The organism is Aestuarium sp. (genome assembly GCF_023253315.1).
GTDB lineage: Bacteria > Pseudomonadota > Alphaproteobacteria > Rhodobacterales > Rhodobacteraceae > Marivivens > Marivivens donghaensis.
On the sequence record NZ_JALRGW010000001.1, the window covers coordinates 1 to 13,073 of the forward strand.

The 13,073-nt window shown below is 59.9% G+C and carries 12 protein-coding genes; 8 read left to right on the forward strand and 4 right to left on the reverse strand.

Going from position 1 to position 13,073, the window contains the following annotated elements; all coding sequences use genetic code 11:
* The 6 genes from AC1QQ2_RS00005 to lexA form a co-directional block, all read left to right on the forward strand.
* Window positions 1–535 (forward strand): anthranilate synthase component II (locus AC1QQ2_RS00005; RefSeq protein WP_479711597.1); only part of this gene is annotated, 535 nt, incomplete at its 5' end.
* A complete protein-coding gene (gene trpD, locus AC1QQ2_RS00010; RefSeq protein ID WP_479711598.1) occupies window positions 532–1,554 on the forward strand; it encodes an anthranilate phosphoribosyltransferase in 1,023 nt (340 codons plus the stop codon). The genes AC1QQ2_RS00005 and trpD, both read left to right, overlap by 4 nt.
* The gene (gene trpC / locus AC1QQ2_RS00015; RefSeq protein ID WP_479711599.1) at window positions 1,551–2,360 is read left to right on the forward strand and encodes an indole-3-glycerol phosphate synthase TrpC; all 810 of its coding nucleotides are present in this window, start codon (window positions 1,551–1,553) and stop codon (window positions 2,358–2,360) included. Before trpD ends, trpC begins: the two co-directional genes overlap by 4 nt.
* Window positions 2,360–2,833, forward strand: a complete 474-nt coding sequence (gene moaC / locus AC1QQ2_RS00020) for a cyclic pyranopterin monophosphate synthase MoaC (RefSeq protein ID WP_479711600.1) — start codon at window positions 2,360–2,362, stop codon at window positions 2,831–2,833. The genes trpC and moaC overlap by 1 nt, the downstream gene beginning before the upstream one ends.
* Window positions 2,830–4,002: a molybdopterin molybdotransferase MoeA gene (locus AC1QQ2_RS00025; protein WP_479711601.1), complete on the forward strand. Its 1,173-nt coding sequence runs from the start codon at window positions 2,830–2,832 to the stop codon at window positions 4,000–4,002. Before moaC ends, AC1QQ2_RS00025 begins: the two co-directional genes overlap by 4 nt.
* 84 nt (window positions 4,003–4,086) lie before the next feature.
* Window positions 4,087–4,779: a transcriptional repressor LexA gene (gene lexA, locus AC1QQ2_RS00030; RefSeq protein WP_105234901.1), complete on the forward strand. Its 693-nt coding sequence runs from the start codon at window positions 4,087–4,089 to the stop codon at window positions 4,777–4,779.
* Here lexA and AC1QQ2_RS00035 read toward each other — a convergent pair.
* Window positions 4,773–6,848 (reverse strand): ComEC/Rec2 family competence protein, encoded by a 2,076-nt coding sequence (locus tag AC1QQ2_RS00035; RefSeq protein WP_479711602.1) that lies wholly within the window; start codon window positions 6,846–6,848, stop codon window positions 4,773–4,775. The two genes, lexA and AC1QQ2_RS00035, sit on opposite strands and share 7 nt — an antisense overlap.
* Before the next feature lie 24 nt (window positions 6,849–6,872).
* Between AC1QQ2_RS00035 and gltX the strand changes: the two genes are divergently transcribed.
* Both gltX and AC1QQ2_RS00045 read left to right on the forward strand, forming a co-directional pair.
* Entirely contained in the window at window positions 6,873–8,276 is a 1,404-nt protein-coding gene (gene gltX / locus AC1QQ2_RS00040) for a glutamate--tRNA ligase (RefSeq protein ID WP_479711603.1), read from the forward strand.
* 91 nt (window positions 8,277–8,367) lie between these two features.
* On the forward strand, window positions 8,368–9,663 hold the full coding sequence (locus tag AC1QQ2_RS00045; RefSeq protein WP_479711604.1) for a citrate synthase: 1,296 nt from the start codon (window positions 8,368–8,370) through the stop codon (window positions 9,661–9,663).
* A gap of 74 nt (window positions 9,664–9,737) precedes the next feature.
* On the opposite strand, the gene AC1QQ2_RS00050 is transcribed toward AC1QQ2_RS00045, so the two are convergent.
* The 3 genes from AC1QQ2_RS00050 to AC1QQ2_RS00060 all read right to left on the reverse strand — a co-directional run bounded on the left by AC1QQ2_RS00050 (window position 9,738) and on the right by AC1QQ2_RS00060 (window position 13,003).
* Window positions 9,738–10,514, reverse strand: coding sequence for an enoyl-CoA hydratase-related protein (locus tag AC1QQ2_RS00050; protein ID WP_479711605.1), 777 nt, complete (start codon window positions 10,512–10,514; stop codon window positions 9,738–9,740).
* Between the two features lie 66 nt (window positions 10,515–10,580).
* The gene (locus AC1QQ2_RS00055) at window positions 10,581–11,027 is read right to left on the reverse strand and encodes a cytochrome c-type biogenesis protein (protein ID WP_105234896.1); all 447 of its coding nucleotides are present in this window, start codon (window positions 11,025–11,027) and stop codon (window positions 10,581–10,583) included.
* A complete protein-coding gene (locus AC1QQ2_RS00060; protein ID WP_479711606.1) occupies window positions 11,024–13,003 on the reverse strand; it encodes a heme lyase CcmF/NrfE family subunit in 1,980 nt (659 codons plus the stop codon). Before AC1QQ2_RS00060 ends, AC1QQ2_RS00055 begins: the two co-directional genes overlap by 4 nt.
* Window positions 13,004–13,073: the final 70 nt, after the last annotated feature.

Here is a 13,073-nt window from a genome sequence, read left to right on the forward strand (position 1 = left end):
CGAGCTTGGTGCCGATGTGGTGGTGCGCCGCAATGATGCGCTCAGCGTCGAAGAGGCGCTCGCGATGAAGCCCGAAGCGATCCTGCTTTCGCCCGGACCCTGCGATCCTGCACAGGCAGGTATCTGCATTCCGCTGACCATCGCCGCAGCCGAAGCAAAGATCCCGCTTATGGGTGTGTGCCTTGGCCATCAGACCATCGGCGAGGCTTTTGGCGGCAAGGTCGTGCGCTGCCACGAAATCGTCCACGGCAAGATGGGCACCATGCACCACGACGGCAAGGGCGTGTTCAAAGACCTTCCCAGCCCCTTCGAGGCGACCCGCTACCATAGTCTTGTTGTCGAGCGCGACAGCCTGCCCGACTGTCTCGAAGTGACCGCATGGCTCGGGGACGGCACGATCATGGGCCTTCAGCACCGCACACTTCCGATCCAAGGGGTGCAGTTCCACCCCGAAAGCATCGCAAGCCAGCACGGCCACAAGCTTTTGAACAACTTCCTCGAACTGGCCAACCTCAAGACGAAAGAGACAACATGAGCGACGCAATCAAACCCCTCATCTATGCCGCTTCCGAAGGTCCCTTGAGCCGCTCGCAGGCCAATCAGGCCTTTGAAATCCTGTTCGAGGGGCAAGCCACGCCTGCTCAGGTCGCGGGTCTCCTTATGTCGATGCGGGCGCGCGGCGAATCCGTCTCCGAATATTCCGCCGCCGCCGCTGCGATGCGCGCCAAATGCATTCCCGTCTCTGCGCCCGAAGGCGCGATGGATATCGTCGGCACGGGCGGTGACGGGATCGGCACGCTCAACATTTCGACCGCGACCGCCTTTGTGGTCGCAGGTGCAGGCGTCCCCGTTGCCAAACACGGCAACCGCAACCTTTCGTCCAAATCGGGCGCTGCGGATGCGCTGGGGCAGCTTGGCATCAACGTCATGGTCGGCTCGGAAATCGTCGAACGAGGCCTAAAAGAGGCCAACATCGCCTTTATGATGGCCCCCATGCACCACCCCGCGATGAAACACGTGATGCCCGTCCGTCAGGAACTCGGCTGCAAAACGATCTTTAACATCCTCGGTCCGCTCACCAACCCTGCGGGCGTGAAACGTCAGCTGACGGGCGCCTTTGCCCCCGACCTGATCTTCCCGATGGCCGAAACGCTCATGGAACTGGGAAGCGAAAAGGCGTGGCTCGTGCACGGCTCGGACGGCACAGACGAGATGTCGATCACGGGCACCACATCGGTGGCGGCTCTTGCGAACGGCAAGATCGAGGGCCTTGAAGTGCACCCCGAAGACGCAGGTCTCCCCGTGCACCGTCTGCGCGACATCCTCGGCGGCTCGCCCGAGGAAAACGGCAAGGCGCTGATCGCCCTTCTGGACGGAGAAAAAGGGGCCTATCGCGATGCGGTCCTGCTCAATGCGGCAGCGGCCCTTGTGGTCGCTGACAAGGCCGCTACGCTCAAAGAGGGCGTAGAGATCGCCTCGGAAAGCATCGACAGCGGCAAGGCCAAGACTGCCGTCGAGACCCTTGCCCGTATCACCCAAGGGGCCAAGAAATGAGCGATATTCTCGACAAGATCAAAGCCTATAAACTCGAGGAAGTCGCCGAGCGCAAAGCCCGCGTGCCCCTCTCCGAGGTCGAGGCCCGCGCCAAAGAGGCCCCCGAGACACGCGGTTTTCATGCCCGTCTTCAGGACGCCAGCCGCGAAGGCTATGGCTTGATCGCTGAAGTGAAAAAAGCCAGCCCGTCCAAGGGCCTGATCCGCGCCGATTTCAACCCACCCGCATTGGCCCAAGCTTACGAGGCTGGCGGCGCGACTTGTCTGTCCGTCCTGACCGACGGCCCATCGTTCCAAGGTGCCGACGAATACCTCGTCGCTGCACGCGAGGCGACCAGCCTGCCCGCGCTCCGCAAGGACTTCATGTATGACACCTATCAGGTGGCCGAAGCCCGTGCGTTGGGCGCCGACTGTATCCTGATCATCCTCGCCTCTGTCTCTGACACGCAGGCCGCAGAGCTAGAGGATGCCGCGTTCCACTGGGGCATGGATGTCCTCCTCGAAGTGCACGATGCCGAAGAGCTCGAACGCGCAAGCCGTTTGAAATCGCCGCTGATGGGGATCAACAACCGCAACCTCAAAACCTTTGAGACAACCCTCGACACCACCCGCACCCTTGCGCGCATGGTGCCCGAGGATCGCACAATCGTCTGCGAAAGCGGCCTGTTCACCCCTGCCGACCTCGCCGATATGGCACGCTATGGTGCGCGGACCTTCCTCATTGGCGAAAGCCTGATGCGTCAGGACAACGTCGAAGAGGCCACCCGCACCCTCCTCGCCAATCCGCTCCGCGCGGGAGGCCTGTGATGTCTGGCCTCACCCATTTCGACGACAGCGGTAAGGCGCATATGGTCGATGTCTCGGACAAGGCCGTGACATCCCGCATCGCCGTCGCCGAAGGTTACATCACCATGTCAGCCGAAACCCTCGCCCTCGTGGTTGAGGGACGCGCCGAAAAGGGTGACGTGCTGGGCATCGCCCGCCTTGCTGGGATCATGGGGGCGAAAAAGACCTCCGACCTGATCCCCCTCTGCCACCCCCTGCCCATCACCAAAGTCGCCGTCGACCTCACCCCCGACGCTGACCTTCCCGGTATCCGCATTTCCGCCACGGTCAAAACCACTGGCCAAACGGGCGTCGAAATGGAAGCTCTCACCGCCGTCTCCACCGCCGCCCTCACCGTCCACGACATGGTCAAAGCCGTGCAAAAAGACATGGTCATCGGCGGCATCAAAGTCACCCTAAAAGACGGCGGCAAATCAGGGCGTTATGAGGCATGATCTCTGTCGCTGAGGCACAATCGCTTTGTCTGGCTCTCGCAACGCCGATGGCGACCGAAGAGGTGGCTTTGGCGGATGCAAACGGGCGGGTGATGGTGGTGCCTGCGGCGACGACGCGGGCGCAGCCTCCGTTTCGGTCAGCGGCGATGGATGGCTATGCCGTTCGGGACGCCGAAGTTCAGATCGGCGCGAGTTTCACCGTTGTGGGTGAATCCGCTGCAGGTCATGGCTGGAACCACACATTAGAGGCGGGTCAGGCCGTTCGGATTTTCACGGGTGCCCCTGTGCCAGAGGGCGCGGACCATGTCGTGATCCAAGAGGACATCCTCCGCGACGGTGACAGGATCACGATCCAGCCGAACCTTGGGGATGGGCCGAATATCCGTCCTCTCGGCGTCGATTTCGCGGCCGATTTCACCCTCTCGGCCCCGCGCCGTTTGAAATCTGCGGACCTCGCTCTTTTGGCGGCGATGAATGTGCCCACGGTGACGGTGTCGCGCAAACCACGTGTGGCGTTCCTTGCCACGGGGGACGAATTGGTGATGCCGGGGCAGACCCCGACCGACGACCAGATCATCGCGTCGAACGTCTATGCGCTCAAGGCGATGGTCGAAGATGCAGGCGGTGAGGGCATCATCGTCCCCATCGCGCCCGACACTGAGGACGGATTGCGCACCGCAATGACCGACCTTTTCCAATACGACGTGGCCGTGACAATCGGCGGCGCATCCGTTGGCGACTATGACCTCGTGGGCAGGATCGGCGGCGAATTGGGCCTCAACCGATCCTTCTACAAAATCGCCATGCGCCCCGGTAAACCACTGATCGCAGGCGATTTTCAGGGCCGCCCTTACCTCGGCCTACCTGGAAACCCCGTCTCTGCCATCGTCTGTGGCATCATGTTCCTGATACCATTGGTCCGCAAATTACAGGGCCTGACTGATGTCCTGCCCGAAACCACCCCTGCCCGCCTTGCCGCCGACATCGGCAAAAACGGCCCACGCGAACACTACGAACGCGGCACGCTGAAAAACGGCGCGGTCACGGCGGCGAGGTCCCAAGACAGCTCTCTTTTGTCGATCCTCGTGCAGTCCAACTGCCTGATCGTGCGTCCGCCCAATGATCCGCCCCGCAAGGCAGGCGAGATGGTCGAGGTCATCGCCCTCTGACAGGTTCCCGTTGACACAAAACAAGAACACATGTAGAACAATGGCAAAACCTATGCGAACATTCGCTGCCATTGGGGACGAGCCATGCTGACAAAGAAACAGCTCCAACTACTCGAATTCATTCACGCTCGCGTTCAGAAAGAGGGCGTTCCACCCTCGTTTGACGAGATGAAAGAGGAACTTGGCCTTCGGTCGAAATCGGGCATTCACCGCCTGATCACAGGGCTAGAGGAACGCGGTTATATCACCCGCCTCGCCCACCGTGCCCGTGCGCTGGAAATCACCCGCCTGCCTGATGCGCTGGCGAAAAAATCGGGCGGCTTCCAACCGCGCGTGATCGATGGCGACCGCCCCGACAGCATCCCACCTGCCGCCAAATCGGTGGAAAGCGTGGGCGCTCTTGAACTGCCTGTCATGGGTCGCATCGCCGCTGGTGTGCCGATTGCCGCGATCCAAGAGATTTCCCACAACGTCGCCGTCCCGCAGAGCATGATTGGCCAAGGCGAACATTACGCGCTCGAGGTTAAGGGCGACTCGATGATCGACGCGGGCATCAATGACGGTGACATCGTGATTATCCGCGAAACCCAGACCGCATCGAACGGTGACATCGTGGTCGCTCTGGTCGAAGACGCCGAAGCCACGCTGAAAAAGTTCCGCCGGCAGAACGGGATGATCGCGCTAGAGGCGGCGAACCCAGCCTATGAAACCCGCATCCTGCACGACCATCAGGTTAAGGTTCAGGGTCGTCTCGTCGGATTGATCCGCACTTATTGACGCCCACCACCAGAATTCCAAAGCCGCTCGCCAGTCACCTGTCGGGCGGTTTTGAGTTGCCCATCAGGCATAATCGCCACGGACCCGATGTGCTGGAGCCTCTCTAGGTCGAACACCTCACAAGGTCGCTCCACCTGATCACGTTGGTTCGTCACAACAATATCGGCCCCATCGCAGTCCACTAATTGGTCGAGCGTGGTTTTGCCTCGCACCAATAACACTTCCCACCCAGCGGCCTCGGTCCGATAGGTCCGCCCATTCACCTCGAACCCACCTCGCGCAGCGGCCCCCTCTTGGGTCGCCCCATCCCCATCACCGCGCAACCATGCCTCCGCCGCGAAACCATCGCCCGTCGCGCGCGACAGGCTCCGCCCGTTGTCGGTCATCACGCCCAACAATCCGCCCGTGTCCGAGATCAGCAAGTCAGGTCGTTCGCCCCCCGACCACAGTGCCAAACTGACCACCACTGGCACGACCCCAAACCACCGCCAGCGTCCCTGCCAAAGCACGACAAAAATCGCTCCCAACGCCAACAACGGCAGGACAATGGGCGGCGGGCTGACCACAAACCCAACCGCATCAGGCCACCCTGCCACCGTTGCGGACACCCATAGGATCCAGCCGATCCCCTGCTCCATCAACCACAACCCGATCCAGTCGAGCCCGAAGGGCGTCAAAACCACAGCCAACACCACCGCTGGCATAACGACGATCCCCATCACAGGCACCGCCATCAGGTTCGCGATCAACCCATAGTGGGAAAATTGGTTAAAGTGCGCGGCTGAGAACGGCGCCGTCGCCAGCCCTGCCACCAAGGACGACAGGAACACCGCGCCGACACCACGCAAGGCCCGAGGCAGCAGATACCCGCGTCCACGTAAGGCTCCGAACACTGCGACCAATGCGGTCGTCGCCGCAAATGACATTTGAAAACCGGGGCCTGCGATTTCCTCTGGTCGGGTAACGATCACGATGGTCGCGGCAAAGGCCACCGCCCGCAGCGTCACGGCCCGACGGTCGAGAAGCACCGCCACGAACATCACTGCGACCATGATGAAAGCTCGCTCTGTCGCGACAGCCCGACCTGACAGCAGCAAATAGAATGCCCCAACGCAGAGCGCGGCCACGGCTGCGATCTTTTTCACGGGCAGACGCAAGGCCACAAATGGGAACAAAGCCGCCCCCATGCGGATCGCTGCAAACACAACGCCCGTCAACAGCCCCATGTGCAGCCCTGAGATCGCCAACAAATGCGCGAGGTTCGTGGCCCGCAGCCCTTCGACGACCTCTGCATCAATGGACGACCTGTCGCCCGTGAGGATCGCCGCCGCAAAAGCACCGCTATCGCCTTCAAGCCGCGTTCGGATATGGTCGCCAACCCTCATGCGCAGCACATCAATACCCAGCCCGCGCGGGTCGTCATCCAGCGCCAAAACGGGCGTCCGCGTGTATCCCACCGCCCCCAACTGGTCGAACCATGCTGAGAGGCGGAAATCGAATCCCCCCGGCTCGACCGGACCAGAGGGCGGCGACAGGTGCCCCGTGAGGATCACAACCAGCCCCGGTACGGGATCAATCCACCCCTGATCGCCATGCAGAGACACCCTCACGCGGGCGGGCGTTCGATCGGGCGCGAGATTCTCCAACACCACATGATCGAGCGTCAAACGCACCGCATCTGACTGGGATCGGTCGATTTGCACGATCCGCCCTTCAATCGGGCCGTAGTAGCGAAATCCCAGTTGCGGGGCAGCGACCGCATTCGCCCGAACGCCTGCGATCAGAAAGCCGAACAAAATCAGCGCAATACCTATCCACACAACGCGCATCGGCCGCTGGATCACAGCGCAGAGCACCGACAAAACGATCCCGCCGCAAACCATCGTCCAGTGAACATCACTCGGCTCAGCCACCCCCGCGAAATATCCCGCGACGCCCACGCCCAGACCGACGGGTACCCAGTTTACGGAATGTCCACGCTGTAACGCGAGGTTTGCCCTCACCCATCCCATCACGCGCACTTGTCCTGCCCCCGTCCGGCCTATATCCCCTTCACTTGAGCCGACCATGGTTAGCGAAAGGTTAAATTGCCCATGTCCCAAACGCCCGTCGTCACCCGCATCGCGCCGTCTCCGACCGGATACATGCACATCGGAACCGCCCGCACTGCGCTGTTCAGCTGGCTCTATGCCCGTGGACGGGGTGGGAAATTCCTGCTGCGGATCGAAGACACCGACCGTGAACGCTCCACGCCCGAAGCGACCGAAGCTATCCTCAAGGGGATGGAGTGGCTTGGCCTCGATTATGATGGCGAGGCGATCAGCCAGTTTGAACGCGCGGACCGCCACGCTGAGGTTGCGCATGAAATGCTTGCCTCTGGTCACGCCTACAAATGCTTCGCGACCCAAGACGAAATTCAGGCCTTCCGCGACGCGGCCAAGGCCGAGGGCAAATCGACCCTTTACCGCAGCCCGTGGCGTGATGCTGATCCGTCCACCCACCCTGACTTGCCATACGTGATCCGCGTGAAGGCTCCTCTTGAGGGCACCACCGTAATCCACGATCAGGTCCAAGGCGACGTGACCATCCGCAACGATCAGCTCGACGATATGATCGTTTTGCGCTCGGACGGCACCCCGACCTACATGCTCGCCGTTGTGGTCGATGACCACGATATGGGCGTGACCCACGTGATCCGCGGCGACGACCACCTCAACAACGCGGCGCGTCAAATGCTGGTCTATACCGCCATGGGCTGGCCGCTGCCCGTCTACGCGCACATCCCGCTGATCTTTGGCCCTGATGGTAAGAAACTGTCGAAACGCCATGGTGCAACGGGCGTCGATGAATATCAGACGATGGGTTACCCCGCCGCTGGTATGCGCAACTACCTCGCCCGTCTGGGGTGGAGCCACGGCGACGACGAATTCTTTACTGATGCTCAGGCTATGGAATGGTTCGATTTCAATGGAATCGGCAAATCCCCGTCACGCTTCGATTTCAAGAAACTCGAAAACCTCTGCGGCCAGCACATTGCTAACGCTAACGATGCCGCACTGCTGCATGAACTCGAAGCATTTTTGGCCTCCACAGGGGCCGCACCGCTCACAGATGACCAGCGCGACGCAATGACGCGAGGTATGTATTGCCTCAAGGAACGGGCTAAGACTTTCCCAGAACTCCTTGAAAAAGCGCACTTTATCATGGCTTCTCGCCCACTAGAGATGGACGAGAAAGCGGAAAAGGCCCTCGATCCTGTATCCCGTGGTATACTGTCAGAATTGACGCCGCAGTTGCAAAATGCTAGCTGGGATCGAGACACGCTCGAGGGGATCGTCGCAGCAGTCGCAGAAGCAAACGACACGAAGTTGGGCAAACTTGCCGCGCCGCTTCGGTCGGTTCTCGCAGGCCGCGCAGTAACCCCTAGTGTTTTTGATATGATGCTTGTCCTGGGGCGGGACGAAACTGTTGCACGTCTAAAAGACGTGACCGCCTAACACGACGTTTACATAACGTCGTTATATACTGGGATTACGACCAACGTCTCGGCGCGACACGCGCGCCGAGCTCCTAAACAGGGGAAAGAGAATGGCCGAGAACACAAGAAACGCCACACTGACAATCGACGGAACCTCTTACGAGCTGCCGATCCTGTCGCCGAGCCAAGGTCCGGACGTCATCGACATCCGTAAGCTCTATGGTCAGGCAGGTGTGTTCACCTACGATCCAGGCTTCACATCGACCGCGTCGTGCGATTCCACCATCACCTACATCGACGGTGACAAAGGTGAACTGCAGCACCGCGGCTACTCGATCGAGGATCTGGCCGAGAATTCGCACTACCTCGAAGTGTGCTACCTCCTGCTCTACGGTAACCTTCCGTCGAAAGAAGAACTGGAACAGTTCGAAACCACGATCACCCGCCACACGATGATCCACGAACAGATGCACATGTTCTTCCGTGGCTTCCGTCGTGACAGCCACCCGATGGCGACCATGGTGGGCGTTGTTGGTGCGATGTCCGCATTCTACCACGACTCGACCGATGTGAACGACGAACGTCAGCGTGAAATCGCGTCGCACCGCCTGATCGCGAAAATGCCGACCATCGCTGCGATGGCCTATAAATACTCGATCGGTCAGCCGTTCGTGTATCCGCGCAACGACCTCGACTATGCGGCAAACTTCATCCACATGTGCTTCTCTGTGCCTGCGGAAGAATACAAGGTTGACCCGATCCTTGCACGCGCAATGGACCGTATCTTTACTCTACACGCTGACCACGAACAGAACGCATCGACCTCGACCGTGCGTCTGGCGTCGTCCTCGGGCGCAAACCCGTTCGCATGTATCGCAGCAGGCATCGCATGTCTCTGGGGTCCGGCACACGGCGGCGCAAACCAAGCATGTCTCGAAATGCTCAAGGAAATCGGCACCGTTGACCGCATTCCTGAGTTCATCGCTCGCGCCAAAGACAAGAACGATCCGTTCCGTCTGATGGGCTTTGGCCACCGCGTTTACAAAAACATGGACCCGCGCGCGACCGTTATGAAACAGTCCGCAGACGAAGTTCTGGAACTCCTCGGCGTTGAAAACAACCCGCTCCTGCAGGTTGCTAAGGAACTCGAGCACATCGCTCTGAACGACCCTTACTTCATAGAGAAGAAACTGTTCCCGAACGTCGACTTCTACTCGGGCATCATCCTCGAAGCGATGGGCTTCCCGACATCGATGTTCACACCGATCTTTGCGCTGTCGCGCACCGTTGGTTGGATTTCGCAGTGGAAAGAACAGCTGGGCGATCCGCAGATGAAAATTGGCCGTCCGCGTCAGTTGTTCCTCGGCGAAACGCAGCGCAAATACGTTCCAGTCGAAGAACGCTAAGAACGCAAAAGGCCACCCAATCGGGTGGCCTTTTTCTATGACGATCGGGCCGCCAAACGACGGCCCGTTTTTCGTTAACGCCCTTCGAATTTCGCGGGACGCTTTTCGAGGAAGGCCACAACGCCCTCGCGGAAATCGCGGGTCTTACCGCATTTGCCCTGCAGCCGTGCCTCAACATCCAACTGCTCCGCCAGCGTGTTCGACTGGCTCGCCCGCAGCGCTTCTTTCAGGTGGCGGTATGTCTCGGTCGGACCATTGGCGAGGTGCGCCGCACGGGCACGCCAATGCGCCTCAAACCCCTCCGCAGGCACCGCCTCATAGATCATGCCCCAGTCAGAGGCCTGCTGCGCGGTGATCTTATCTGCAAACATCGCAATGCCCATCGCCTTGGCCATGCCGACCTGACGCGGCAGAAACCACGTACCACCCGCATCAGGGATCAGCGCGATCTTTGAAAACGCCTGCATGAAATACGAGGTGTCAGAGGCGATCACCACATCAGCGCCGAGCGCAAGGTTCGCCCCTGCCCCAACAGCCCCGCCGTTCACCGCAGCGATCACAGGCACAGGGCAGTCATACATCGCGTTCAGCATCGGCACATATTCGTCGCGCAGCACCCGCGCGAGGTCGAGGTTCGCCGCATTGCCACCGTCGCCCAGATCCTGACCTGAACAGAACGCAGCCCCCGCTCCAGTCAGCACGATGACCCGCGCACGGGTTTCAGCGTCCTTGATCGCATGGGTAACCTCTGCACGCATCTGCGCGTTCAGGGCGTTCATTTTGTCAGGGCGGTTCAGGGTGATCACCGCGATATTGTCGGTGATGTCCAGCGTGATGGCGGAATAATCCATGAGGGCTCCTCTGTGTCTCGGGCAGAGACTAGCAATGCCCGAGTTACAGAAAAGCAAAACCGTGCGTCACGACTTCATTATTTCCTCAAGACGCGCTTTTTCCGCGTCCGTCAGGGCATCAGATGATGCCGTGCCCTTGCGCCGTACCGTGGCAAAGCCAGCACCAAGCGCGAGGATCAACATCCCAAGGGGCGCGACCCAGAGGATCATATTGAACCCGTCTTTCGTGGGTTCGAGCAGCACATATTCACCGTAACGCGCCACGATGAAATCCACGACCTCTTCGTTCGTGTCGCCCTCGATCAAACGATCCCGCACCAAAAGCCGCAGTTCGCGGCTAATGGCAGAGTTGGAATCGTCGATGTTTTCGTTCTGACAGACAGGGCAGCGCAGCCCCTTTGAAATGTCTCGCGCACGTGTCTCTAGCACCTGATCGTCGAGCACCTCATCAGGTTGCACCGCCATCACAGGCGTCGATAGGGTCAGCAGAGCTGCAAGCAAAAGCCGTTTCATTCTGCCGCCACCATATTCGCTTTCGCCTTTGATTTCGCACCACCTGCGGCCACCCGCAAACGACGATCCGTCAGCGAAATCGCACCGCCCAAGGCCATCAGCAACGACCCTGCCCAAATCCAGTTGGCAAAGGGTTTGATGTAGGTGCGCACAGCCCAGCCACCGTCGTCCTGCGGATCACCTATGACAACGTAGATGTCCTCAAACACGCCGTTGCGAATACCCGCTTCGGTCGTTGGCATCGCCGCGACCTGATAGAACCGTTTTTCAGGATGCAGGGTGGTCAGGAACTCGCCGTTTTCTTTGACGGTGAAGGTTGCCATTTGGCTCAGGAAGTTCGGCCCCTCAACACGGTCCACCGCGTCCAAGGTCAGCTCCCATTTGTCGATGGTAAAGGATTCACCGACATTGAGCGTGCGAATGTCCTCCTGCTCCCACGCCATGAGCGTCGCGATTGCGAACATCGTGATACCCAGTCCAGAGTGCGCCGTGAACTTGCCCCAATCAGCCCGCGGCAGATTGCGGATACGGCGCAGACGGTCAGCGACCGACGCGTTCCCTGCCCGCTGCCACAGGTCCATCATCGCACCGAACACGACCCACGCGCCCAAGATCACACCAATCGGCCCCATCGCAGAATTGCCCGTTTGCACAGCAAAGGCCAAACCGCCCAAGGCCACGGCGAGGATCAGAACAGCCCACATCGGCTTCATCGCTTTGGCGACCGATCCGCGTTTCCACGCGAGAACTGCACCCGGCGGCAGGATCACCGCGAGCGCGACAAAGAACGGCGTGAAGGCCGCATTAAAGAACGGCGCACCGACCGACAGGGTCCGCCCCGTTGTCATCTCTGCCACCAGTGGCCAAAGCGTGCCCACAAAGACCACGAACGCTGATACCGCGAGGAGGATGTTGTTCATCACCAGCGCGCTTTCGCGGCTAACGAGAGAGAACACGCCTTTTGCCTCTAGGCTGCCCGCGCGGAACGAGAACAGCGTCAGCGCCCCGCCGACAAAGACGAACAGAATGGCGAGGATAAACACCCCACGCTCTGGATCGTTGGCAAATGCGTGGACCGAGGTAATCACCCCAGACCGCACGAGGAACGTTCCCAAGAGCGAGAAGCCAAAGGCGAGGATCGCCAGAAGGATCGTCCAGCTTTTCAGGCTTTCTCGTTTCTCGGTCACGATGGCCGAGTGCAAGAGTGCCGCTGCGAGAAGCCACGGCATAAAGGATGCGTTTTCAACAGGGTCCCAGAACCAGAACCCGCCCCAGCCCAGTTCGTAATAAGCCCACCACGACCCAAGGCCGATCCCGATGGTCAGAAAAATCCACGCGGCCAGCGTCCACGGACGCACCCAACGCGCCCATGCCGCATCAACGCGGCCCTCGATCAGAGCCGCCACCGCGAATGAAAACGCCATCGAGAGGCCCACATAACCGAGGTAGAGGAACGGCGGGTGGAACGCCAAACCTGGGTCTTGAAGCAGCGGGTTGAGGTCTTGACCATTAAACGGGGGCACCTGAAGCCGCAAAAACGGGTTCGAGGTAAAGATGATAAAGGCGTAGAACGCGACCGAAATCGTCGACTGAACCGCCAAAACCCGTGCCTTGAGCGTGTCGGGAAGGTTGCCGCCAAACCAGCTCGCACAGGCGCCAAACAAGGTCAGGATCAACAGCCACAAGAGCATCGACCCCTCATGGTTACCCCAAACGCCCGACACTTTGTAGAGCATCGGTTTGTCACTGTGAGAGTTCATCGTGACCAGTTTCAGCGAAAAGTCAGAGGTGACAAACGCATAGGTCAGGGCCGCAAAACTAAACCCCACAAGGATCAGTTGCGAGGTGGCCGCGGGGTCCGCGACCGCCATCCAGTTACGCCAGCCCTTTTGGGCGCCGATCATAGGGATCACCATCTGGATGATAGCGATGCCAAAGCCCAGAATCAGGGCAAAGTGTCCGAGTTCAGTAATCATGCGATCTTTCTAACGTATTCGGGCGGTCTGCCCAATCACAACGGGGCGATTGGGCGTCGTTTATGCTGAT

Bases quoted from the DNA above. Each gene is read 5' to 3' on its own strand.
- trpD (WP_479711598.1), top strand. From the start codon at position 532: ATGAGCGACGCAATCAAACCCCTCATCTATGCCGCTTCCGAAGGTCCC.
- trpC (WP_479711599.1), top strand. From the start codon at position 1,551: ATGAGCGATATTCTCGACAAGATCAAAGCCTATAAACTCGAGGAAGTC.
- moaC (WP_479711600.1), top strand. From the start codon at position 2,360: ATGTCTGGCCTCACCCATTTCGACGACAGCGGTAAGGCGCATATGGTC.
- AC1QQ2_RS00025 (WP_479711601.1), top strand. From the start codon at position 2,830: ATGATCTCTGTCGCTGAGGCACAATCGCTTTGTCTGGCTCTCGCAACG.
- lexA (WP_105234901.1), top strand. From the start codon at position 4,087: ATGCTGACAAAGAAACAGCTCCAACTACTCGAATTCATTCACGCTCGC.
- AC1QQ2_RS00035 (WP_479711602.1), bottom strand. From the start codon at position 6,848: ATGGTCGGCTCAAGTGAAGGGGATATAGGCCGGACGGGGGCAGGACAA.
- gltX (WP_479711603.1), top strand. From the start codon at position 6,873: ATGTCCCAAACGCCCGTCGTCACCCGCATCGCGCCGTCTCCGACCGGA.
- AC1QQ2_RS00045 (WP_479711604.1), top strand. From the start codon at position 8,368: ATGGCCGAGAACACAAGAAACGCCACACTGACAATCGACGGAACCTCT.
- AC1QQ2_RS00050 (WP_479711605.1), bottom strand. From the start codon at position 10,514: ATGGATTATTCCGCCATCACGCTGGACATCACCGACAATATCGCGGTG.
- AC1QQ2_RS00055 (WP_105234896.1), bottom strand. From the start codon at position 11,027: ATGAAACGGCTTTTGCTTGCAGCTCTGCTGACCCTATCGACGCCTGTG.
- AC1QQ2_RS00060 (WP_479711606.1), bottom strand. From the start codon at position 13,003: ATGATTACTGAACTCGGACACTTTGCCCTGATTCTGGGCTTTGGCATC.